Origin of the sequence: Streptomyces sp. NPDC048424 (genome assembly GCF_040651555.1) — a bacterium.
Lineage (GTDB): Bacteria > Actinomycetota > Actinomycetes > Streptomycetales > Streptomycetaceae > Streptomyces.
Genome location: NZ_JBEZKE010000029.1, coordinates 1 through 626, shown reverse-complemented (window position 1 = coordinate 626; position 626 = coordinate 1). Strand labels below are relative to the sequence as shown.

General features: G+C 69.0%; 1 protein-coding gene and 1 rRNA gene. Both read right to left on the bottom strand.

The features are described 5' to 3' along the window. On the bottom strand, positions 1 to 313 hold a 313-nt coding region (locus AB0D29_RS30385; RefSeq protein ID WP_362858614.1), incomplete at its 3' end, for a hypothetical protein. Positions 314 to 535: 222 nt separating this feature from the next. Continuing rightward, a 5S ribosomal RNA gene (rrf, locus tag AB0D29_RS30380) occupies positions 536 to 626 on the bottom strand; the annotation flags it as partial.

Genomic DNA, 626 nt, shown 5'->3' with positions numbered 1-626 from the left:
GTACGCGGGCGGTCCCCACCGCGGTCGTCACGGCGCGGGAAGCTCGGGCGGTCCCCACCGCGGTCGTCACGACGGAAGCCGCCGCCACCACCGGTACCGCCACCGGAGGGACGACCACCACGGTCGTCGTCACGGCGGGGGTAGCTGGGACGGTCGCCACCGCGGTCGTCACGACGGAAACCGCCGCCGCCACCGCCGGCGGGGCGCCCGCCACGGTCATCGCGACGGAAACCGCCACCACCACTGGACGGACGGCCGCTGGCACCACGGTCGTCACGACGGAACGGGGGACGGTCGCCACCACGGTCGTCACGGCCCCCGCGGTAGCCGCCCCTGTCACCGCCGTCGTTGCGCCGAGGCTCGCGCTCCGGACGATCGTCGGGAGAGTTGGACATGGGTGTGACTCCTGTCTTCGGGGTACCGCTAGTCATTCTCGCGCAACCAACCCATGGCCGCGCTTCGGCGTAAAGAGGTGAAACAAAAAAGGACCCTTGGTCCAGCGTTGAACGCTGGACCAAGGGTCCTTTGAAAGATTGTTCGGCGGCGTCCTACTCTCCCACAGGGTCCCCCCTGCAGTACCATCGGCGCTGAAAGGCTTAGCTTCCGGGTTCGGAATGTAACCGGGC